Source organism: Salsuginibacillus halophilus (genome assembly GCF_003014715.1).
Classification (GTDB): domain Bacteria; phylum Bacillota; class Bacilli; order Bacillales; family Marinococcaceae; genus Salsuginibacillus; species Salsuginibacillus halophilus.
Genome location: NZ_PYAV01000001.1, coordinates 97,189 through 119,656 on the forward strand (window position 1 = coordinate 97,189; position 22,468 = coordinate 119,656).

26 protein-coding genes are annotated in these 22,468 nt (G+C 47.3%); all 26 read left to right on the top strand.

Annotated features, from left to right (window positions below; translation table 11 throughout):
• Positions 1-2 precede the first annotated feature (2 nt).
• The 26 genes from flgC (at position 3) to B0H94_RS00605 (ending at position 22,445) form a co-directional block, all read left to right on the top strand.
• Positions 3-461 carry a flagellar basal body rod protein FlgC gene (gene flgC, locus B0H94_RS00480; protein WP_106587270.1) on the top strand — a complete coding sequence of 153 codons (459 nt, stop codon included), beginning with the start codon at positions 3-5 and terminating at the stop codon, positions 459-461.
• A gap of 65 nt (positions 462-526) precedes the next feature.
• Positions 527-826, top strand: a complete 300-nt coding sequence (fliE, locus tag B0H94_RS00485) for a flagellar hook-basal body complex protein FliE (RefSeq protein ID WP_106587445.1) — start codon at positions 527-529, stop codon at positions 824-826.
• Positions 827-870: 44 nt separating this feature from the next.
• A complete protein-coding gene (gene fliF, locus B0H94_RS00490; RefSeq protein ID WP_106587271.1) occupies positions 871-2,454 on the top strand; it encodes a flagellar basal-body MS-ring/collar protein FliF in 1,584 nt (527 codons plus the stop codon).
• Positions 2,455-2,471: 17 nt separating this feature from the next.
• Positions 2,472-3,497, top strand: a complete 1,026-nt coding sequence (gene fliG / locus B0H94_RS00495) for a flagellar motor switch protein FliG (RefSeq protein WP_106587272.1) — start codon at positions 2,472-2,474, stop codon at positions 3,495-3,497.
• The gene (gene fliH, locus B0H94_RS00500; RefSeq protein WP_181315186.1) at positions 3,490-4,302 is read left to right on the top strand and encodes a flagellar assembly protein FliH; all 813 of its coding nucleotides are present in this window, start codon (positions 3,490-3,492) and stop codon (positions 4,300-4,302) included. The genes fliG and fliH overlap by 8 nt, the downstream gene beginning before the upstream one ends.
• On the top strand, positions 4,289-5,602 hold the full coding sequence (fliI, locus tag B0H94_RS00505; RefSeq protein ID WP_106587446.1) for a flagellar protein export ATPase FliI: 1,314 nt from the start codon (positions 4,289-4,291) through the stop codon (positions 5,600-5,602). The genes fliH and fliI overlap by 14 nt, the downstream gene beginning before the upstream one ends.
• 6 nt (positions 5,603-5,608) lie before the next feature.
• Entirely contained in the window at positions 5,609-6,052 is a 444-nt protein-coding gene (fliJ, locus tag B0H94_RS00510; protein ID WP_106587274.1) for a flagellar export protein FliJ, read from the top strand.
• 9 nt (positions 6,053-6,061) lie between these two features.
• On the top strand, positions 6,062-6,643 hold the full coding sequence (locus B0H94_RS00515; RefSeq protein ID WP_106587275.1) for a MotE family protein: 582 nt from the start codon (positions 6,062-6,064) through the stop codon (positions 6,641-6,643).
• 38 nt (positions 6,644-6,681) lie between these two features.
• A complete protein-coding gene (locus B0H94_RS00520) occupies positions 6,682-8,214 on the top strand; it encodes a flagellar hook-length control protein FliK (RefSeq protein ID WP_245893865.1) in 1,533 nt (510 codons plus the stop codon).
• Entirely contained in the window at positions 8,215-8,850 is a 636-nt protein-coding gene (flgD, locus tag B0H94_RS00525; RefSeq protein WP_245893856.1) for a flagellar hook assembly protein FlgD, read from the top strand. It abuts the gene before it with no gap.
• Positions 8,851-8,875: 25 nt separating this feature from the next.
• The gene (locus B0H94_RS00530; RefSeq protein ID WP_106587277.1) at positions 8,876-9,265 is read left to right on the top strand and encodes a TIGR02530 family flagellar biosynthesis protein; all 390 of its coding nucleotides are present in this window, start codon (positions 8,876-8,878) and stop codon (positions 9,263-9,265) included.
• An 89-nt stretch (positions 9,266-9,354) separates the two neighbouring features.
• Positions 9,355-10,350 (top strand): flagellar hook-basal body complex protein, encoded by a 996-nt coding sequence (locus B0H94_RS00535; protein WP_106587278.1) that lies wholly within the window; start codon positions 9,355-9,357, stop codon positions 10,348-10,350.
• A gap of 56 nt (positions 10,351-10,406) precedes the next feature.
• On the top strand, positions 10,407-10,628 hold the full coding sequence (locus B0H94_RS00540; RefSeq protein WP_106587279.1) for a flagellar FlbD family protein: 222 nt from the start codon (positions 10,407-10,409) through the stop codon (positions 10,626-10,628).
• A gap of 3 nt (positions 10,629-10,631) precedes the next feature.
• The gene (fliL, locus tag B0H94_RS00545; protein ID WP_106587280.1) at positions 10,632-11,063 is read left to right on the top strand and encodes a flagellar basal body-associated protein FliL; all 432 of its coding nucleotides are present in this window, start codon (positions 10,632-10,634) and stop codon (positions 11,061-11,063) included.
• A 35-nt stretch (positions 11,064-11,098) separates the two neighbouring features.
• A complete protein-coding gene (gene fliM / locus B0H94_RS00550) occupies positions 11,099-12,094 on the top strand; it encodes a flagellar motor switch protein FliM (protein WP_106587281.1) in 996 nt (331 codons plus the stop codon).
• Complete coding sequence (fliY, locus tag B0H94_RS00555) at positions 12,087-13,400, top strand: flagellar motor switch phosphatase FliY (protein ID WP_106587282.1); 1,314 nt, start codon at positions 12,087-12,089, stop codon at positions 13,398-13,400. The genes fliM and fliY overlap by 8 nt, the downstream gene beginning before the upstream one ends.
• Before the next feature lie 20 nt (positions 13,401-13,420).
• Positions 13,421-13,783 (top strand): response regulator, encoded by a 363-nt coding sequence (locus tag B0H94_RS00560; RefSeq protein ID WP_106587283.1) that lies wholly within the window; start codon positions 13,421-13,423, stop codon positions 13,781-13,783.
• Between the two features lie 15 nt (positions 13,784-13,798).
• Positions 13,799-14,452 carry a flagellar biosynthetic protein FliO gene (locus B0H94_RS00565; protein WP_106587284.1) on the top strand — a complete coding sequence of 218 codons (654 nt, stop codon included), beginning with the start codon at positions 13,799-13,801 and terminating at the stop codon, positions 14,450-14,452.
• Entirely contained in the window at positions 14,452-15,129 is a 678-nt protein-coding gene (fliP, locus tag B0H94_RS00570; RefSeq protein ID WP_106587285.1) for a flagellar type III secretion system pore protein FliP, read from the top strand. The genes B0H94_RS00565 and fliP overlap by 1 nt, the downstream gene beginning before the upstream one ends.
• A gap of 14 nt (positions 15,130-15,143) precedes the next feature.
• Positions 15,144-15,413, top strand: coding sequence for a flagellar biosynthesis protein FliQ (gene fliQ, locus B0H94_RS00575; RefSeq protein WP_106587286.1), 270 nt, complete (start codon positions 15,144-15,146; stop codon positions 15,411-15,413).
• Positions 15,414-15,427: 14 nt separating this feature from the next.
• Positions 15,428-16,207 (top strand): flagellar biosynthetic protein FliR, encoded by a 780-nt coding sequence (gene fliR / locus B0H94_RS00580; RefSeq protein ID WP_106587287.1) that lies wholly within the window; start codon positions 15,428-15,430, stop codon positions 16,205-16,207.
• 1 nt (position 16,208) lies between these two features.
• Positions 16,209-17,291 carry a flagellar biosynthesis protein FlhB gene (flhB, locus tag B0H94_RS00585; protein WP_106587288.1) on the top strand — a complete coding sequence of 361 codons (1,083 nt, stop codon included), beginning with the start codon at positions 16,209-16,211 and terminating at the stop codon, positions 17,289-17,291.
• Between the two features lie 31 nt (positions 17,292-17,322).
• Positions 17,323-19,365: a flagellar biosynthesis protein FlhA gene (gene flhA / locus B0H94_RS00590; RefSeq protein ID WP_106587289.1), complete on the top strand. Its 2,043-nt coding sequence runs from the start codon at positions 17,323-17,325 to the stop codon at positions 19,363-19,365.
• Entirely contained in the window at positions 19,362-20,528 is a 1,167-nt protein-coding gene (flhF, locus tag B0H94_RS00595; RefSeq protein WP_106587290.1) for a flagellar biosynthesis GTPase FlhF, read from the top strand. The genes flhA and flhF overlap by 4 nt, the downstream gene beginning before the upstream one ends.
• Complete coding sequence (locus B0H94_RS00600) at positions 20,521-21,396, top strand: MinD/ParA family protein (protein ID WP_106587291.1); 876 nt, start codon at positions 20,521-20,523, stop codon at positions 21,394-21,396. The genes flhF and B0H94_RS00600 overlap by 8 nt, the downstream gene beginning before the upstream one ends.
• A complete protein-coding gene (locus tag B0H94_RS00605) occupies positions 21,387-22,445 on the top strand; it encodes a protein-glutamate methylesterase/protein-glutamine glutaminase (RefSeq protein ID WP_106587448.1) in 1,059 nt (352 codons plus the stop codon). The genes B0H94_RS00600 and B0H94_RS00605 overlap by 10 nt, the downstream gene beginning before the upstream one ends.
• The last annotated feature ends 23 nt before the right edge of the window (positions 22,446-22,468 follow it).

Consider the following 22,468-nt stretch of genomic DNA (forward strand, 5'->3'; position numbering starts at 1 on the left):
TTATGTCTTTGTTTCATGGTTTAGAAACATCAGCTTCAGCTTTAACATCCCAGCGGCTGCGTATGGATGTTGTCTCCTCAAACATGGCAAACCAAAATTCAACGCGGGCAACGATGAATGAAGATGGCGATTGGGAGCCGTACCGCCGGCGGATGACATCAATGTCGCCGAACGAATCAAATTTTCAAAACCATTTTAACCACGCCCTCGGACGCGCAACAGAAACCGGCCAAGGTGTACGGGTGGACGGCATCGTTGAAGACGAGACACCGTTTCAAGAAGTTTACCGTCCGGAACATCCTGATGCTGATGAAGATGGTTACGTGCAAATGCCTAATGTGGATCCATTAAAAGAAATGATTGATTTAATGAGTGCGACCCGTTCATATGAGGCGAACGTAACAGCGATGGATGCGAACAAAAACATGATGCTGAAAGGTTTAGAAATCGGTCAGCAGTAATGAGCTAAACTTTTAAGCAGTTAAAATCTCTCTATCTTTTAGGAAGGGGGCAGTTACTAGTGGAAATGCAGGGCATTCAAGCAGGAGCTATCCAAAACGGTGCAGTGCAGGATCGCGAAGCACGAAGCGAATTAATTGAAGGGCAGAACTCGTTTGCTTCAGAGCTCGGTCAAGCTATTGAAAATTTAAACGGGCTGCAGGAGCAGTCGTCGGTGATGACTGAACGCCTTGCACGTGGTGAGGCAGAAAATATGCACGATGTAACGATCGCAAGTGAAATGGCAAGCACGGCGCTGCAGACGGGCGTAGAAATCCGTAACCGGGCCGTTGAGTCTTACCAACGAGTCATGCAGATGCAAATTTAAATCTTAGATCTATTGTTTCATAGCGAAGGCGGGCAGGAGGACCAATGAAAGAGACAGTTATACAATACAAAGACCGCATAGTTGAATATTGGCAGGGGCGTTCAACCTTCCAAAAAGGGGTCCTCATTGGCACAGTTTTGTTACTTGCTGTCATTATTGCAGCTACCATTTATTTAAGTACGAGAACGCAGTACGAACCGCTTTACGCAAATTTATCGCAGCAGGAGGCAGGCGAGGTTGTTGATATGCTCAATGACCGCGGAATTTCCGCAGAGGTAGGTGACGGCGGGTCTACCGTCAGCGTGCCTGAACAGCATGTCGATGAATTAAAAGTAGACCTTGCAGCTGAAGGTATACCGCAAAGCGGCTCGATCGATTACAGCGTCTTTGAAGATCAAATGGGTTTTGGTATGACCGACAATGAGTTCTCGGTCATGGAACGAGCTGCGATGCAGACAGAACTAGGAAATCTCTTAAGAAATATCGACGGGATTAATAGCGCTGATGTCATGATTACCTTACCGGAGGAAACGATGTATGTCGGTGAAGAGGCCGGCGAAGCATCAGCTTCAGTTGTTTTAGAGACGACGACAGGCTACAACCCGAATGAAGGACAAGTTGAGGCCCTTTATCATTTAGTTTCACGTAGTGTTCCGGACTTATCTGTTAATAATATCGTCATAATGAACCATATGTTTGAGCATTACGATTACGGAAGCAGCGGTGTTGATTCAACAGCTGATATTTATGAACAGCAGCGCGGCATCCAGCAGGATATTGAGCAGGGGATTCAAAGAGAAATTCAGCAGATGCTCGGTACAATGATCGGCCAGGACAAAGTGGTAGCTTCAGTTACAACGGACATGGACTTCACCCAGGAAAGCCGAGAGGAGCATCTTGTCGAACCGGTTGATGAAGACGCCGTGGAAGGTATCGCTGTCAGCGTTGAAAACATTGAAGAAACATACGAAACAGAAGGCGCTGGAGAAGGCGGCATTGTTGGCGCCGGCGAAGATGATATTCCTGCGTTCAACGCGCCTGTCGGGCAGGGTGACAGTGAGTACGACCGGACGGAGGAACGAGTGAATTACGAAGTGAACAGAATTTACAGCGAAATTCAAGAAAGTCCGTACCGCGTTCGTGACCTTGGGCTTGAAGTAATGGTTGAGCCGCCGGACCCAGAAGATGAAGACACTCTTCCTGATGAAGTGCTCGCTGATATTGAAGACATCTTAGACACGATTGTACGGACAAGCATTGATGCTGAGTACTTAGCCGAACTTGATGATGATGACATCGAAGATCGGATCGGCGTTGGCTCGATGGTGTTTAGCGGTCAGCCGGACTTTGAAGAAGAAGCAGAAGCCGGGATTCCGGCATGGGCATACGGCGTTGGCGTGGCACTGCTAGCGGCAGTCCTTGTGTTAAGCACGATGGCAATCCGCCGTCGCCGTGCAGGAGAAGAAGACGAAGAACAAAGTATTACAGAATACCAGCCGGAGGATGTACCTGATATTCCGGAAGATGACTCTGAAGAAGCACAGCGCCGGAAGCAGCTGGAGAAGCTTGCTGAAGACAAGCCGGAAGAGTTCTCCAAACTGCTCAGGTCATGGCTTTCTGAAGATTAAGGAGGAACATGAGATCAATGGCAAAAGAAGTACCTCGATCAAAAGACGAGCTAAGCGGCAAACAAAAGGCAGCCATGCTTCTCATTTCCCTCGGTCCGGATGTTTCAGCACAGGTTTATAAACATTTATCCGAAGAAGAGATTGAGAAGTTGACGCTCGAAATTGCGAATGTGCAAAAAGTGGACCAAGCGACGAAAGACGCTGTTCTTGAAGAGTTTCACCAAATTGCAATGGCTCAGGATTATATTTCGCAAGGTGGTATTTCGTACGCAAAAAGTGTGCTTGAAAAAGCACTCGGAGCCGATGAGGCGATGGATGTTATTAACCGCCTCACGTCCACCCTGCAAGTGCGCCCGTTTGATTTTGCTCGTAAAGCTGATCCGACCCAGATTTTAAACTTTATTCAAAATGAACACCCGCAAACAATTGCGCTCATCTTGTCTTATCTTGATGCGACCCAGTCCGGCCAGATTTTATCAGAGCTTCCTGAAGAGCTGCAGTCCGATGTTGCAAGGCGGATTGCGACGATGGATGCGACATCACCGGATATTGTAAATGAAGTAGAAACGCTGCTTGAGCAGAAGTTAAGTGCAACCGCAGCACAGGATCATACAGAGGCAGGCGGCATTGAAGCTGTCGTTGAGGTGTTAAACAGCGTTGACCGAAGCACGGAACGGACAATTCTTGACAGTCTTGAAGTGCAGGACCCTGAACTTGCTGAAGAAATTAAGAAACGGATGTTCGTTTTCGAAGATATCGTCACGCTCGACAATCGTTCCATTCAGCGCGTCATTCGCGATGTAGAAAACGAAGACTTACAGTTGTCGCTTAAAGTGGCCAGTGAAGAAGTCCAGGAGATTATCTTTAACAACATGTCACAGCGTATGGCGGATACTTTCCGAGATGAGATGGAGTTTATGGGGCCAGTCCGTCTAAGAGACGTAGAAGAATCGCAAACCCGGATTGTATCGACGATCCGACGCCTTGAGGAAGCAGGTGAAATTGTAATCGCCCGCGGCGGAGGTGACGACATCATTGTCTAATTTAATTAAAGCAGGCTTAACGAAACCGGCAAAAAAGGGAGAAGTAGAAATCGGTATCCGCGCTTTTCCAAAAGCAGAACCTGCTCATGAAGAAGCCCCTGCCGAAACTGTGGAAGAAGATGAAGCTGCAGTCCAGGAAGAGGTCAATGAAACTTCGGCTGAAGAACTGCTTGAACAAGCAAAACATGAAGCAGAAAAGATCAAACAAAAAGCAGAAGAAGAAGCCGAAAATGTCCGAAAACAGGCGGCCATGGAAGAAGAGAATGCCAAGCAGCAGTTGAACGAGCTGTTTGAACAAGCGAAAGAAAACGGCTACGCCGAAGGCTATGAAGAAGGACAAAAAGCTGGTGAGAAGGCATTTAAAAAGAAAGTGAAAAAGGCTGAAGAAACCATTAAAACAGCTGAAAGCGAGCGGAAGCAGTATTTGGAAGAGTCGGAGCCGGTTATTATTGAACTTGCAAGTGCTGTTGCCAACCGCGTCATTAAAGATGGTTTACAAGCTGATGAAACGGTGTGGCAGCAGGCGCTTGCCCAGGCGTTGTTTGAAGTGCAGGAGCAGGAAGAAGTGAAAGTGTATGTAAGCGCCGAACGTTACAATGAAACAGTGAAACATAAAGATGAGCTCGTTTCACTATTAAGTTACAGCCAGGAGTTGTTCATTTACCCGGATGCGAACTTGAACGAAAATGACTGCATTATTGAAACGCCGTTCGGTCGAATGGATGCCTCAATTGACAATCAGCTTGAAGAATTAAAGACAAAACTGCTTGAAAGGCTGAAAGAAGATGCCGATGCGCGCAGCTGATTTAATTCATGAAGTAGACCGCTTAACACCGTATAAAATGTATGGCCGGGTGACACAGGTTGTCGGTTTAACCATTGAAGCAAAAGGTCCGCAGGCGGCGGTCGGAGAGCTGTGCTACATTCATTCCGACACAAACAGTGAGACGCTGCAGGCTGAAGTTGTCGGTTTCCGCGGCGAACACGTCCTGCTTATGCCTTTAAATGCTGCAGTGGACATTGCACCGGGCAGTCTTGTTGAAGCGAGCCGGCGGCCGCTTGAAATTAAAGTAGGCACTGGATTGATCGGCAAAGTTATTGACGGGCTCGGCCGGCCGATGGACGGGAGTACACTGCCGGAAGGCTTAACGCCGCAGCCAATTGATAATGAACCACCTAATCCACTGATGCGGCCGCGCATCGAAGAACCGCTCTCACTCGGGGTGAAAGCAGTAGATGGCTGTATGACAGTCGGAAAGGGTCAGCGTGTCGGAATTTTTGCCGGAAGCGGTGTCGGTAAAAGTACGCTGCTTGCCATGTTTACAAAACACTCCGACGCTGACATTAACGTCATTGCCTTAATCGGAGAACGCGGGCGTGAAGTGAAAGAGTTTATTGAGCGTGACCTCGGAAAAAGCGGGATGAAAAATACAATTCTCGTTGTTGCTACCTCTGATCAGCCGGCGTTAATGCGCATTAAAGGAGCGATGACGGCTACAGCGGTTGCCGAATATTTCCGTGAGCAGGGAAAAGATGTAAATTTGTTAATGGATTCTGTCACCCGCTTTGCGATGGCCCAGCGTGAAATCGGGCTTGCGATCGGTGAGCCGCCGACAACAAAAGGTTATACACCAAGTGTGTTTGCTCTGCTCCCGCGGTTACTTGAACGTTCAGGAACGAGTGAAAACGGAACTGTCACTGCGTTTTACACTGTGCTTGTCGATGGGGATGACATGAACGAGCCGGTAGCAGATGCTGTGCGCGGCATCTTAGACGGCCACCTCGTCTTGAGCCGCGAACTGGCTAACAAAGGTCATTATCCGGCGATTCACGTGCTGCAAAGTGTGAGCCGTGTTATGGGTGACATCGTTTCTAAAACGCATATCAATGCAGCTGAACAACTGCGCCGGCTCTTATCAACGTATGAAGAGTCTGAAGATTTAATTCAGATCGGTGCTTATAAGCGCGGTTCATCAAAAGAAGTCGACCGGGCTGTGAAAGCTTATCCAAAGATTCAACAATTTTTACAGCAGTCGATGGATGAACCAGTTCCATTTCAAGAAACGGTTGATCAACTTGAGAAAATGTTCGGCAAAGGAGAGTAATTGCGCATGTCCTTTCAGTATTCGCTGCAAAAACTGCTTGATTTAAAACAAAAAGAAAAAGATGCAGCAGAACAAGATTATCAAGCGTCCATGGATGCTTTTGAAGAAACAGCAACCCGGCTTTATGAATATTTAAAAGCAAAAGAAAATGTTGAGGCAGACCACGAACAAATGCTGCAGCAAGGGGTTGCTGTGATGGACCTGCAAATGACAGAAACGAATTTACATCGGTTAAAGCAGGAAATTTTAAAACTTCAATCAGAAACGGATGCCGCTCGTGATCACATGCATAAAAAACACGAATCAATGCAAGAGGCTCATATCGAATACAAAAAATACGAGCGCATGAAAGCGATGGAGCAGGAGAAACACCGGCACTTCCTGAAAAAACGGGAAGAGCAGGAGATGGATGAGATCGCCTCGCAGCGGTTTGCGCTTCGTACCATTTAGGTGAAAGTCATGGCTAATAAAGAAAAAGAACAACAAAAAAAACCAGGTGTGATTCAGCTTGCCTTCTATATTGTCATTATTCCAGGCATGTTTGCCCTTATGCTTGCGGCAGTGATTTTATATTTTCTAGATATCAACCCACTTGAAATCGCAGAAGATGTCCCGGTTGTCGGAGAGTGGATTGCTGATGACGGCGAAGAAGCTGGTGATGCTGCCGGACAAACGGAAGGGCCGAGCCGCGAAGAGCTGCTTGCAACCATTGAAAGTCAGGAAAGTGAGATTGACAGCTTAGAAAGTGAAGTGGAAAGCCAGGAAGAAACGATTGCCGAGCTGAATGATGAAGTTGAAGAGTTAACGTTTGAGTCTGAAGATGACGCGGCGCTTGAAGAAGAAACCCAGGAAGAGATTGCCCGCCTCGCCCGCGTTTATGAAAATATGTCAGCAGATGATGCAGCAGCGATTCTTACAGAAATGTCAACAGAAGAAATATTGCTGCACATGTCAGAAATGACCGATGACGGCCGGGCTGATATTTTATCAGAAATGGAGTCCGATTTAGCCGCTGAAATTATGAGCCAGTTTGCTGAATAGTGCATGAACCTTTTGAAAGGAGGTGAAAAAACGTGCAGATGATGCAGATGATGATGACGCAAAGCCAGTCAGGGATGCAAATGTTAAATGGAAATGCACTTAAAGGCGAACCGAAAGAAGGCGGCGGTTTTCTTGAAATGCTTTCCACCACGCTTTCAAAACACGGTGAAGCAAAGGTTGATGAACAAACAAGTGAAAGTGATATGCTCATGCAGTTATTTGCCGAACTAGACGTTGAAGATGGAGAAGCACTTCTTGAGTCACTAGAGGAAGCTTTTAGCTTTGATCGTGAAGTTGTATCAGAAGAGCTGTTTCAAGACGGGCAGTTTAATGTTGAAGCTTTACAGTCATTTTTCAGTGAACAATTAAGTGAACTTAGTGAAGCGGCTATTCAACAGCTTGAAGAAGGACTGCAAAAGTTACAGTCGGATGGCTTCTCTGCAGAAGATGAAGCAGCTCTTCTCGCTTCACTTGAAGAACTTGCAGGCGATGACGGTTATTTCGATGCTTCCTGGCTTGAAACAGAAGAAGTGCAGCAGCTTTTAAATGCACTGCCGGAAGAAGAGGCTGAAACTTTAACAAAACTTATTGAAGAAGAAGCTCCGGTAGAAGCGCTTTTAAATGATGAAGGCTCTTCGCTTTTACAGTTTAGTGGCTTAAGTGTGTTTGCTGAACAAAGTGAAGCAGAGGAATTCCCGGAAGAGAGCATTGAAGAAGCACTCACAAAGCTTGAAGCGCAAGCAAAGCAGGACGCTGACACAAGTGAACAAAAGGAAGCCCTTGAGGCACTGGCTGATGCCGGATTTTTACAATTTGATACGTCTTCTTCTCAAGCGCAGCAGTTGTTCTCTTCAAGTGCACTTACGTCAGCTAATTTACAACGCTCATTAGGACTTGAGCGATTTGCAAATCAACGCCAGGATGGAAATGCAAAGCCTGCTGAAACAGCCCGGAGCGGCGGTGAGCGGACAGTTGCAAATGGCAGTCAGTACATGCAGGAGCTCATGAATCAAGCGGCACAGCGAATGGAGCAGAATGTTGGTTCAAGTGCAGGTGCTTTTTTCCAATCTGGTGATACGCAGCAGTCTTTATCGAACACCCAGCAGCTCTCGATTCATTTAGGGGAAGCCCGGTCAACAGAAGCGCAGCAGAAGCAGTTTCTACGTCAGTTTGAAAACGCCATGCAGCGCAGCCAGTTTACGCAAAACGGTGGGAATCAGCAGCTTTCAATTAAGCTTTATCCAGAAAGCCTCGGCCGGTTAGATATTCAATTAACCCGGACGACTGAAGGTATGACTGCCCGGTTAATGACAAGCTCACAGGCGGCACGCGACCTTGTTGAAAGTCAGTTGAATCAACTTCGGCAGGCGTTTCAGCAGCAAAATATAAACGTGGACCGGATTGAAGTGCAGCAGCCGTATTCCCAAACACCGCAGGATGAACAGGACGGCCGGAAACAGCAGGAGCAGCAGCGTGAACAAAGCCGCATGCCGGTAGATGAAGAAGAACTTGAGGAAACAATTGACTTTGATGAACTGCTTGATGAATTAACCTTTGAAGAGAAAGTGTAGGTGAGTGTTGTGGTTGACAGCATTCATGAAACGTACGGACTGCCGCGGGAACGCCAGGCAGAAGTCGTCAGTCAAGAAGAAGCGAGCATGATGGGCCGCGATGACTTTTTAAAGATTTTAATCGCGCAGATGCAAAACCAAGACCCGCTTGACCCGATGGATGATGAACAGTTTGTGGCGCAAATGGCAACGTTCTCCCAACTAGAGCAGGTGATGAATATGAGCGAGTCGATTCAAAGTTTCGTTGAAGCAAACGAAAGCGGCGCGTTCGTACAGCACGCGGATTTAATCGGCCAGCAGATTACTTGGGAAGAGCCGGTTGAAGGTGCTGAACCAGGAGAGCCGCAAGTGATTGAACACGAAAGTGAAGTCGTGTCTGTCAAGCGGACGAGCGACGGCAGCATCCAAATGCTGTTAAACGATGAAAACGAAACATGGATCACCCAGGACCAGCTCGTACAAGTAGCCGCGGCTGATGCTGATATGAGTGCCATGCCGGAAGCGGACGCTGTAAGTAACGAACAAAGCGAGACGGAACAAATACAAGACAATGTACCGGAAGCACCGAACGCAAATGAACCTGACGCAGCTGATCAGCTGGCACCGGACATGATGAATAGTCCGTTCGGCTTTTAATTTTAAATAGAGATGAGGCACAGCGATGAATCCGAATATTACGAATCACAGTCTGGATTCCCTGCTTCATAACACCGCAAACCACAAACCGAAACCAAAAGAAAAAACAGAAGGCGGTCCTTCGTTTCAAGCGGTACTAGAGGCCCGCGTTGCTGATGAACCGCTGAAAGTGAGTAAACACGCAGCCGACCGGATCGCCGACAGAGGCATAGACATTTCTGATGCCGACTGGGACCGGATTCACGAAAAAGTAAGTGAAGCCAAAGATAAAGGTGTCACCGACTCGCTCGTGTTAACTGAAGATGCAGCGCTTGTCGTTAGTGCAAAAAATGAAACGGTCATTACCGCAATGAACCGGGCGGAAGCAGAGAGTCAAATATTCACAAACATTAACGGCACGATTGTGCTTGAATAAACCCGGCTGGACCTGACACGGAAGCCGGCGCATCTGCTGACCGATTGAGGCAGGTGCACAACTTAAATTTATAGGAGGCGGATGCAGCAATGCTTCGTTCAATGTATTCCGGAATTTCCGGACTCGATAATCACCAACAGAAAATGGATGTCATCGGTAACAACTTAGCGAACGTGAATACCCACGGTTTTAAAAAAGGCCGGGCGATGTTTAAAGATATGGTGAGCCAGCAGACCCAAGGTGCCACCGGCCCGACAGAAACACAAGGTGGTACAAACGCCATGCAGGTCGGCCTCGGTGCGCAGATGGGCTCGATTGATAACATTCACGAGCAGGGCAGCCTGCAAAACACCGGTCGGCAGCTCGATCTCGGCATCTCCGGCGACGGTTTCTTCGCTGTCGGAGAGTTGGAAGATGATTCAGATTGGGACATTGCTGATGATGATATTGATGAAGAAGATGGGGGAATTGATGGTGTGAATGTCAGCTATTCCCGCGCCGGCAACTTTTATATGGATGAAGAGGGCTACGTTGTGAACCAGGACGGGCAGTATCTTTTAGGGGCTTCGGCAGATCCAGGTAACAACGTAGATCTAGATGATGATATTGATCCCGCGGACTTTTTCCCTACCGATTTAGAAGAATTTTATGATGATGGTGCTTTTGGTGATATTGGTGCAATAGAAGATAACGCCTCGGGTGATGCAGGCTTTGGCCGCATCCGCATCCCGACCGAAGCGGAGAGTTTCAGCGTCGGTAGTGACGGCTCGATCAGCTTCGTGTTAGACGGGGATAATCATTTCGCCGGGCAGCTGCAAATGGCACAATTCGCAAACCCGGAAGGCATGGAAAAAGTGGGCGACAACTTGTTCCAGCCGACGGATAACTCCGGTATTCCAGAGTGGAGTACACCAGGTGCCGGCGGTGCTGGTGAAATTGTTGCCGGGACGCTTGAAATGTCCAACGTCGATATGAGTGAAGAGTTTACAGAAATGATCACCGCCCAGCGCGGTCTGCAGGCAAACACCCGGATCATTACAACGTCTGATGAAATTCTGCAGGAACTTGTGAACATGAAGCAGTAATTTTTTCCACGTAAGGAGGGAGGAGGCAGCCTGCTTATGGCTGCCTCCTGATACATATGATTGAATTAACCCGGTTGAACGGCGCCCGCTTTCTCGTCAATGTGATGTTGATCGAACAGGCGCAGGCGAACCCGGATACAACGATTACACTTACGAACGGACGAACCGTGTTTGTGAAAGAATCGCTTAATGAATTAAAAGAAGCGGTGAACAGCTGCTACCACTCATACGGTTTGGTAGGACTGGCAGGGCAGGCGCTGCGTGAGGAGGAGAAATAACTGATGTTTAAAAACCGGCTTGTTACTATTATGCTTATTATCATTATCGCACTTACCCTCATCGGTGTCGTGACGCTCGTTTTAATTAATCAGTTCGCCGGCGGCAGTTCGCCGGATGGTGAGCCGACGATTGATGAGATTATTGAGCAGTCGTGGGAGACAGAAGAAATTACGACAAACCTTGACGGAAATGAATTTATCCGGGCCCGCTTTCGGATTCATGTGGACTCAACTGATGCCCGCGAAGAGCTAGAACAACGCGACTTTCAAGTGAATAACGTCATTATCCGCGAGCTTGCAGATAAGTCACCTCAGGAATTAACGTCAGGTGAAGGGATCGACGAACTTGAAAGCCAGGTGCGTCTCCGGCTAAATGAACTTTTAGATGAAGGCTCGGTGATCCGCGTCTATACAACAGAACGAATGATTCAATAACACGGTAAAATCTTTTTAAAAGCGAGGTGAGATATATGGGTGATGTGTTAAGTCAGGGTGAAATTGATGCGCTTTTATCTGCGCTTTCCACCGGTGAAATGGATGCGGATGAATTAAAGCAGGAAGATGACGAGCGGAAAGTGAAAACGTATGATTTTAAAAGAGCACTTCGGTTTTCTAAAGACCAGATCCGCTCCATTTCCCGGATTCACGATAATTTCGCCCGCATTTTAACGACCACCCTCTCCGCCCAGCTGCGCACGTTCGTGCAGATCTCTGTCGCCTCGGTTGATCAGCTGCCGTATGACGAATTCATTCGTTCCATTCCGAAGATGACGCTTTTGAATGTGTTTGAGGCACTGCCGCTAGAAGGCCGGCTCTTGATTGAAACGAACCCGAACATTGCTTATGCGATGCTCGATCGTATGCTTGGCGGTAAAGGTGAGAGCTACAATAAAGTTGATAATTTAACGGAACTTGAAACCCGGATTATGAGCCAGCTGTTTCAACGCATGTTAAACAGTTTTGAAGAAGCGTGGAGTTCAATCATTGAGATTGAGCCGGAAATGGAGCAGCTTGAAGTCAACCCGCAGTTTTTACAGATGGTCTCACCGAACGAAACGGTGGTTGTCATTTCCCTTTCAACGACGATTGGTGAGACGACCGGGATGATTAACATCTGCCTGCCGCACGTCGTGTTAGAGAGTGTACTGCCGAACTTAAGCGTGCACTACTGGATGCAGTCGAAAAAGAAAGAGCGGGCGCCTGGTGAAGAAGAACAGCTCGCAAAAACAGTACGCGGTGCGCCGCTTGATGTGAAAGCTGTCTTAGGTGAATCACAAATTACGGTGCAGGAGTTGTTGAATTTATCTAGGCAGGATGTGATCCAGCTTGACCGTACCATTGATGATCCGCTCCGCGTGGATGTTGGCGAAGAACCGAAATTTTACGCCCAGCCCGGCAAGTTGAAAAACCATCTCGCTGTGCAGGTGACAGACGAGATTAAGGGGGAGGACGAAGGCGATGAATGATAACGACAACATGCTGTCGCAGGATGAAATTAATGAACTGCTTAAAGGCATTGATAACGATGATGATAATGATGCAAATAATAATGAAGAAGCAGGAAATGAAGAAGCAGGCGGTGACGAAACAAATGAAGGCTATCCGCCGCCGGCAAGTGATGCAGAGCTGAATGTAAGCGACTATTTATCCGAGATTGAACAAGATGCCCTCGGTGAGATCGGTAATATTTCTTTCGGCAGTGCAGCGACGGCTTTATCCCAGCTATTAAACCATAAAACAGAAATTACGACACCGGTTGTAAGCGCCGTTCGTTCCGATTTAATTGCTGAAGAGTTTCCACAGCCGCGCGTATCTGTGCACGTACAGTACACAGAAGGCTTTGAAGGCAGTAATGTGCTCGTCATTCAAAAACGCGACGCAGCAATTATTGCCGATTTAATGCTCGGTGGTGACGGGACGAACCCGGCTGAAGATTTAACAGAAATGCATACAAGCGCGGTTGAAGAAGCGATGAATCAAATGATGGGCAGTGCCTCCACGTCAATGTCGACGGTCTTCAATAAGAAAGTAGACATTTCCCCGCCTGGGATTGGTGAAGTCGACCCGAGTGATGAAGCAACGATGCAGACACTGCCGGAGGAAAATATTTTAATTAAAATTTCGTTCCGGCTGCAGATTGGCGACCTTGTTGATTCAGCATTAATGCAATTTGTAACGGTCGGTTTTGCAAAACAGCTTGTTGAAGATTTAATGAACCCTGGTGGTGGAGAGGAAGCGGCTGCAACAGCAGAACCGGCTCAAGAGCCACAACCGCAGCAGGCACCGCCACAGCCGGAGCCGCAACCGCAGCAACAACAGGCGCCGCCGCAGCCGGAACCACAACCGCAGCAACAGCAACAGCCACAGCAGCCGGCTGCAGGCTACAGTCAGCCGCAGTATCAACAGCCACCGCCGCAGCCGCAGCAGCTCGGTGTGGATCAGCGGGCGGCAGACGTTCAGCCGGCAGCATTTGCAAGTTTTGATCCGCCGGAGCTGAATCAATCGGAAACGAAAAACTTAAATATGTTGATGGATATTCCGCTTGAAGTTTCTGTAGAACTCGGACGCACGAAGCGTTCCATTCGCGATATTTTAGAGTTCACTCAAGGTTCGATTATTGAACTTGATAAACTTGCCGGTGAACCGGTGGATATTTTAGTGAACCAGAAGCTGATCGCTAAAGGCGAAGTCGTTGTCATTGATGAAAACTTCGGTGTGCGTGTGACAGACATTATTAGCCCGGAAGACCGGCTGAAAAACTTAAATAAATAGAAATGTAGGGGGAACTAACCATGGCACAATCTGTACTCATCGTTGACGACGCAGCATTTATGCGCATGATGATTAAAGATATTTTAGTAAAAAACAATTATGAAATTGCCGCAGAAGCAGAAAACGGTGTGCAGGCAGTGGAATTGTATAAAGAGCATTCACCAGACCTTGTCACAATGGATATTACGATGCCGGAAAAAGACGGCATTGAAGCTTTGAAAGAAATTAAAAGCTTTGACCCGGAAGCAAAAATTTTAATGTGTTCAGCGATGGGACAGCAGTCAATGGTCATTGATGCGATTCAAGCAGGTGCGAAAGATTTTATTGTAAAACCATTCCAGGCCGACCGCGTGATTGAAGCCATTCAAAAAACGCTCGGTTAAAGGCAGGGGAAAAATGTGAAACTTCGTTGGATGATCGGGCTGATAGCAGCACTTTGCATAACCCTCTTAGGGCCGCTTGCAGCCTTTGCCGAGGATGAAGACAGCTCCGTGCTCGATTCGCTCGAAGAAAGTGAAGAAGACGAAGGAGAAGAAGCGGACGAAGAAGATGAAGATGAAGCCCCGGTCGGGACCGCCCCGATGGCGGATCAAAGCTTAGCGAGTCAATTTTTGCAGATGATCGGCGGGCTGCTTGTCGTCGTTGCCATTTTATACGGCTTCTTAATCATTGTGCGCCGCCGCACCCAGAAGTTTCAAGCCAACCGTACGATGCAGAATCTTGGCGGGGTGGCCCTTGGCGGCAATAAAAGTGTACAAGTAGTAAAAATCGGCAGCCGCGTTTATGTCGTTGGTGTCGGTGAGAATGTACAGTATTTAGAAGAAATCAGCGACGATGAGGAGCTGGCGGCGTTAACGAACGGTCCGGACATGCAGGGGCAGTGGGTGAACAAAGCTGCCGGCTGGATGCAGGAGCGGATGAAAAAACCAAGCCCTCAAGGTGTAGAAGAAGAGGCACATGAAACGTTAAAAGACACAGCTGCAGATGAAATGCAAGACGTGCAAAGCCGGCACAATGACTGGCATCAAGCAATAAGGGAGCGTCGTGAGTAATGGAGGATTTTCCACTCAATGAAATAGGTGAACTTTTCGGCGAAGGTGCCGATGGTTTAGCGACATCCGTGCAGCTTTTGCTGCTGTTAACTGTGCTGTCGCTCGCTCCTTCAATTTTAATTTTAATGACTTGTTTTACCCGGATCATTGTCATTTTGTCATTTGTCCGGCAGGGGATTGCAACCCAGCAGTCACCGCCTAACCAAGTTTTGATTGGTCTTGCGCTTTTCTTAACATTTTTCATTATGGCGCCGGTACTTACAGAAGTAAATGAGCAGGCGCTTACGCCGCTTTTAAACGGAGAGATCGATCAAGCTGAAGCGTTTGACGCTGCAGCCCTTCCGATGAAAGAGTTTATGGCACAGCATACCCGGCAGCAGGATTTAGCCTTGTTTATGGATTACGCCGGCTTGGAAAACCCGGACACGATTGAAGACATTCCGCTTACGGCACTTGTGCCTGCATTTGTGATCAGCGAATTAAAAACGGCGTTTCAAATCGGATTTTTAATTTTCGTGCCGTTTCTTGTCATCGACATGATTGTAGCGAGCGTTTTAATGTCTATGGGTATGATGATGCTTCCGCCGGTTATGATTTCACTACCTTTTAAAATTTTACTGTTTGTGCTTGTTGACGGCTGGTACTTAATTATAGAGTCAATACTTGTAAGTTATTAGAAAGGTGATGGTGCATGGGACCGGACACAGTGCTTAACTTGGCGGAAAATGCTGTCCTTACGATCCTGCTTGTGGCCGGGCCGCTTTTGATTGCAGCCGTTGCCCTCGGTTTAATGGTAGCGATCTTTCAGGCGACAACCCAGATTCAAGAACAAACGCTTGCGTTTATCCCGAAAATTGTTGGTGTACTTGCTGCCTTAATTGCGTTCGGGCCGTGGATGCTGAGCCAGGTAACAAACTTTGGCTACCAAGTGCTCAGCAATCTTCATAACTTCATCGGTTAGAACGGAGGCTGGCAATGGATTTAGAATGGTTAAATTATCTGCCGGCATGGTTTTTAATTTTTTTCCGGGTGCTGGCGTTTTTCATGACGCTGCCGCTTTTTTCGTACGGAACAATTCCAAACATGGTGAAAATCGGTTTAGGCGCTTATATGGCATGGGTGATGTTTTTTATTGTTGACCCGGAACCGGTGCCTTTTGATGCAATGTATCCATTGTTTGTTATGAAAGAAGTGATGCTCGGTTTATTTGTCGGGATAGCAGCAAACATGATTGTAAGTGCTGTTCAGACTGCCGGAGCGTTTATTGACTATAAAATGGGTTTTCTCGTAGCAAACGTCATTGACCCGCAAACCGGCGCGCAGACACCGCTTACCGGTGGCTTTTTAAACGCTTTTGCGGTGCTGCTTTTGTTCGCCATTGATGGTCATCACTTAATGATTGAAGGGATTTTTTACAGCTACGAATACGTCCCGCTTGATCAAATGTTTTTACCTTTCAGCGATGGCGGCATTACTTATTTTGTCGTTGAAACATTTTCAACAGTATTCTACATTGCTTTTCAGATTGCGTTTCCAATCGTTGGTATCTTGTTTCTCGTCGATGTGGCGCTCGGGATGATGAGTCGTGCCGTGCCACAGATGAACGTGTTTGTTGTTGGTCTGCCGGTAAAAATCTTTCTCGGTCTGCCAATTATGATGTTGATGATGCCCGGCTTTTTAGAAACGATTAGTGAACTGGCCGTTCGGATCGGTGAAACGATGGTGTCTTTGTTACAACTATTCGGGGGCGCTTAACATGTATATGAAGCTCGATTTACAATTTTTCAACCAGGAGAAAACTGAAAAAGCGTCACCAAAAAAACGTGATGATACGAAGAAAAAAGGGCAGGTCGCCAAAAGTAATGACGTCAATACGTCAATGATTCTTCTTCTCGTCTTTTTATTTATGTTTTTATATTCTGCAGTTGTTGGTGAATACATGTTCACGATGGCAGAACACGTTTTTTCAGAGTATATGCGCTGGGAGATTACCGCCCAGACACTGCCTGCCATCTTTCAGGAACTTGCGGTTGAAACAGCCCTTGTGATCGCCCCAATTATGCTGATTGCTGTTGCAGGCGGCGTTATGGGAAACATGGTCCAGGTTGGGGTCATGTTTGCCCCGGAAGCAATTAAACCGAAATTCAGCAAGTTAAACCCGATTAAAGGCTTGAAGCGAATTTTTTCGGCCCGGGCTTTAGTTGAGCTTGCCAAATCTTTTACAAAAATCATCCTTGTAACGGTTGTGAGCTTTACAATTATATGGATGCATGCAGACGATTTATTAAAGCTGTCACGAAAAAGTGTCACTGAAGGATTTATGGAGGTTGCTTATGTTACGGGGCTCATCGGTGTAGCGGTTGCTTTTTTACTCCTTCTGCTTGCTATTCCCGATTACGTTTATCAAAAACATGATCACGAAAAGCAGATTAAAATGAGTAAGCAGGACGTCAAAGATGAACATAAGAAATCCGAGGGTGACCCGAAAATTAAGTCGAAGCGCCGGCAGAAGCAGCAGGAAATGGCGACCCAGCGGATGATGCAGGAAGTCCCAAAAGCAGATGTCGTCGTAACCAACCCGACCCACTTTGCCGTGGCGCTGAAGTATGATGAAGCAAACATGGATGCGCCTGTAATTACAGCAAAAGGGGCAGATCACGTTGCCCTGCGTATTAAGCAGCGGGCAAAGCGTCACGAAGTGATTACGGTTGAAGATAAGCCGCTCGCCCGCGGTTTATATGAACAGGCAGACATCGGTGACGAAATACCTGAAGATATGTTTAAAGCAGTAGCAGAGCTGCTTGCCTACGTCTACCGGCTGCAGAAAAATGTGACGTAAGCCGGCTAAATCAACAGAGGAGTTTTCAATCATGGGATTAAGAGATCTGTCGGTTTTACTCGGTGTGATTATGATCGTCATCATGCTGATTATCCCGCTTCCGACACAAATACTCGATATCTTAATCATTACAAATATAACGCTTGCGCTCATTATCATTCTTGTGGCAATGAACACAAAAGAAGCTTTGGAGTTTTCAATTTTTCCAACGCTCCTTTTGTTAGTGACATTGTTCAGGCTTGGTTTGAACGTTTCTACGACGCGTTCTATTCTCGGAAATGCTGAGGCAGGTAACGTTATTGATACGTTCGGTTCATTTGTGATCGGCGGCAATCCACTCGTCGGCTTTGTCGTCTTCTTAATTCTTGTCATCATTCAGTTTGTCGTCATCGTTAAAGGTGCTGAACGTGTGTCTGAAGTAGGCGCTCGTTTTACCTTGGATGCGATGCCGGGTAAGCAGATGAGCATTGATGCCGATTTAAATGCCGGAATGATTTCTGAACAGGAAGCAAAAGAACGCCGGGAAAAAATTGAGCAGGAGGCTGACTTTTACGGCTCCATGGACGGGGCGAGTAAGTTTGTCAAAGGGGATGCGATCGCCGGGATTGTGATTGTCATTATTAATATTATTTTCGGCCTTGTGATCGGCATGATGCAGCACGGCATGGACCTTGCCACCGCTGCAGAAACGTATACCCTGCTCACGGTTGGAGACGGGCTTGTCAGTCAGATTCCGGCGCTTCTTGTAGCTACAGCAACAGGTATTGTTGTCACTAGAGCCAATTCAGAAGGAAATCTTGGACAGGACGTATCACGTGAGCTTCTAAGGTATCCGAAACTGTTGTATGTCGCCGGCGGAACCATTTTAATGCTCGGGGTGTTTACGCCGATTAATATAGTTTTAACAGGTGTGATCGCAGCGATTCTTGGCGTATCCGGGTATTTACTTGACCGGAGCGAGCCGGCAGCTGATAAAACTGAAACAGAGGCACCTGCGGAAGAAGCAGCCGAAGAAGATGATATGAAATCTCCGGAAAATGTTGTCAGCCTTTTAAATGTCGACCCGATCGAATTTGAGTTTGGCTACGGCTTAATTCCGCTTGCAGATGCGAATCAAGGCGGAGATTTATTAGACCGGGTTGTGATGATCCGCCGTCAGCTTGCGTTAGAGCTTGGTATGATTGTGCCGGTCATTCGCATTCGCGATAACATTCAGCTGCAGCCAAACGAATATACAATTAAAATTAAAGGCGGCGAAGTTGCCAAAGGTGAATTGCTGCTTGACCATTACATGGCGATGAGCCCCGGGGTTGAAGATGAAAGCATCACCGGGATTGAAACGACTGAGCCTGCTTTTGGACTTCCGGCGCTTTGGATTGGTGAAGATATGAAAGAACAGGCGGAGCTTTCAGGTTATACTGTCGTTGATCCGCCGTCGGTAGTTTCAACGCATTTAACTGAAGTTGTGAAAGGTCACGCCCACGAGCTGCTCGGGCGTGAAGAAACGAAACAGCTCGTTGATAATTTGAAAGAAACGTACCCGACACTCGTTGAAGAGGTAACGCCGAACCCGGTAAACCTTGGTGAAATACAAAAAGTGCTCGGGAAGTTGTTAAAAGAAAAAGTCTCCATCCGCAACTTGCCGACCATTTTTGAAACGTTAGCAGCCTACGCCCCGATGACCCGGGATATGGAGCTTGTTACAGAGTACGTACGCCAGGCGCTTTCACGTCAAATTACAAAGCAGTATGCGCCAAACGGTGAAACGCTTTATGTTGTAACGCTCGGCGGAGAGACAGAGAAAAAAATCTCCGAACATGTGCAGCAGACAGAGCACGGCCAATTTCTTGCGCTTAATCCGCAGGAATCACAAAAAATTGTCGAATCGATCGCAAAAGAAGCCGAGCGGCTCTCGGAGATGGGGGCCACCCCAATCGTTCTTTGTTCACCGGCGGTGCGCATGCATGTCCGCCAGCTGGTAGAGCGCCACTTCCCGCAAGTGCCGGTGCTCTCCTACAATGAATTAGAGCCGACAATTGAAGTTCAGAGTGTAGGGGTGGTGAGCGTAGCATGAAGGTAAAAAAGTTCACAGCAAAAACAATGCCGGAAGCAATGAAAAAAGTGCGCGAAGAACTTGGTGACGATGCGGTTATTTTAAACTCAAAACGTGTCGAAAACGGCGGGTTTCTCGGGATGTTTAAAAAGAAAATGATCGAAGTTATTGCAGCAGTAGATCCAGCTGCAAATCAAGCTGAGCGAAAGGAGCAGCCTCCTCCGGCCGCTCCTTTAAGCACTCCGCCTGCTCCGCAGCAGACCTTTTCCAATGCACCGGCTGAAGGTGAAGCTCATAAAACGTCAAAAGATGAGCAGCACGAGGGGCTTTACGAAGAAGTTAAGCAGTTAAAAAAAATGGTGCGCTCAATTTCAAATGAAAATTCAGATTTACCCGAAGAACTTGAGCAGTTAAAACAACGTCTTGAAAACCACGAAGTTGATGAAACACTGCGTCTTGATATTACCCGGCACTTGCTTGAAAACTGGCAGGCTGCACAAGAGGCGGATGCTTCTGCAATTGAGCGCTGGTTAAGTGATTACGGCCGTTCGCTTGCCGGGCAAGCCCCGCTCGGCGGCCTTCCAAAAAACCGGCGCTTCGTTAACGTTGTTGGACCAACCGGGGTTGGAAAGACGACAACAGTAGCAAAAATGGCAGCGTATTTTCAGTTAAAAAAGCAGTATTCCGTTGCTTTAATTACAACAGATACGTACCGGATTGCCGCTGTGGATCAATTAAAAACGTACGCACGAATTTTAAATGTACCGTTATCTGTTGCTTACTCCATTGACGACTTTCGTGAAGCAAAAGAAGCGTATGCGGATTACGATTTAGTGCTTGTCGATTCAGCAGGCCGGAATTTCACAAATCCGCTCTATGTTGATGAGCTTAAGCGTGTGATGGATTTTGAAACAGAGATGGTAACGTACCTCGTTTTAGCTTTAACTTCAAAGTATCAAGATATGAAACGGATTTACGAACAGTTTCAGCTGATCTCAATTGATAAGTTGATATTTACAAAGCTTGATGAAACAGAAAGTTACGGTGCGGTATGGAACTTTCTTGCCACATATCAAGCCGGCCCTGCTTATTTCACAAATGGGCAGAATGTACCGGATGATATATTTGAAGCAGATGCTGAGGCGGTTGCAAAATTGTTGAATAAGGATGAACATCATGAATGATCAAGCGAACAGCCTTCGAAAACGGATGGAGGCCGAGCAGCGCGGTGCCGGTGATGCCCGGGTCATCTCGGTCGTAAGTGGAAAAGGCGGTGTCGGTAAAAGTAACGTGACGGTCAATTTCGCACTTTCTCTTGCCGAACTGAACAAAAAAGTTGTCGTCTTTGATTTAGATATCGGTATGGCAAATGTTGATATTCTGCTTGGTGAAACCCCGCGTCACAGCATCGTTGATATGGTTGAAAATCAACTAACGATCTGGGATATTATTGAAACCGGCCCGCAAGGTCTGCAGTTTATTGCCGGTGGCAGCGGGCTTTCCGAAATGTTTTCAATGAATGAAGCAAAACGTGATCGTTTCCTTGAACAACTAGAAGCATTGACCGCCCACGTAGATATCATTTTGTTCGATATGGGCGCAGGCGCAACGGCAGATACGATGCAGTTTATTTTAGCAGCAGATGAGGTATTACTTGTCACAACCCCGGAGCCGACAGCGATTACAGACGCATATGGCATGTTTAAGTGGATGCACTTAGAAAATGCTGACCTTCCATGCAGTTTAGTCGTTAACCGGGCACAGACAGAACGCGAAGGGGATCAAACGGCCGAGAACGTCAAAACCGTTGCTGAACGCTTTTTATCCCGGACGCTTGCCAAAGCTGCGGTGATTCCAGAAGATCAAGCGGTTATGAAAGCGGTTCGGAGCCAAAAACCATTTGTGCTTCATAACCCAAAATCAAAAGCAAGCCGCGCCGTTATAAATATGGCAGCTGCTTTTGCAGGAAAAGCCTCAAATAAGAACGCACCTGCTTCGTTTGTCAGCAAGCTCCGAACGTGGTTGAAACCGAAAGGAGATGTATCCTCGTGATTCAAGTGCTTGTTGTTGATGATTCTGCCTTCATGCGCAAGTTGATCAGCGATTTTATAGCGCAGGCACCGGATATGGAAGTGAGTGCTACCGCGCGTAACGGCGAAGATGCGTTAAAAAAAGCTGCCGACACCCAGTTTGATGTGATGACGCTTGATGTAGAAATGCCGGTCATGGATGGATTTGAAACACTGCAGCAAGTGATGACGAAGCAGCCGCTGCCGGTCGTTATGCTTAGTAGCACAACACTTGAAGGTACACATCACACGATTCGCGCCCTTGAATACGGTGCTGTAGATGTTGTTGCTAAACCTTCAGGCTCGATTTCACTTGATTTAGCCAAAGTGAAAGATGAGTTGATTCATAAAATTCGAGCGGCCTCAGTCAGCCGGATCAGTAAAAAAACAGCGAAACCTGAGGTTGTACCCCCTCCTGCCCCTAAACCGGAAAGTCTTGGCAGTGCTCAACCCTCATTTGTAACGATCAGCACATCAACCGGTGGCCCGCGGGCGCTGCAGACAGTGCTGAAAGGTTTACCCGGCAGTTTAGAGGCACCGATTGTTATTGTGCAGCATATGCCGCCGAGGTTTACAAAGTCGCTCGCCGAAAGGCTCGATACGTTAACAGAACTTACAGTTAAAGAAGCTGAAGACGGTGAACCGGCGCAAAAGGGGACGGCCTATATTGTGCCGGGAGATCGTCATATCACATTTACAGAACAAGGTGGGAATGTGATCTTAAAGTTAACAAAAGATGCCCCAGTCGGCGGTCATCGTCCTTCGGCAGATTATATGCTTGAAGGTGCCAGCTTGTTGACGTCTTATCAACATACCTCTGTCGTTATGACCGGCATGGGTTATGACGGAAGCCGCGGTCTGCAAAAGTTAAAAGAGCGTTGTAAATGTTATGTGATCGCTGAACACCCGTCGACCGCAGTCGTTTACGGGATGCCAAAAGCAGCGGTTGAGCGGGTCGGGGCTGATGAACAACTTCCGGTTGAACATATTGCCGCAAGTATTGTGCAAGCCGTTTCACAGTCCCGCCATTGATTTCATAAATAGGCTTACTTCTA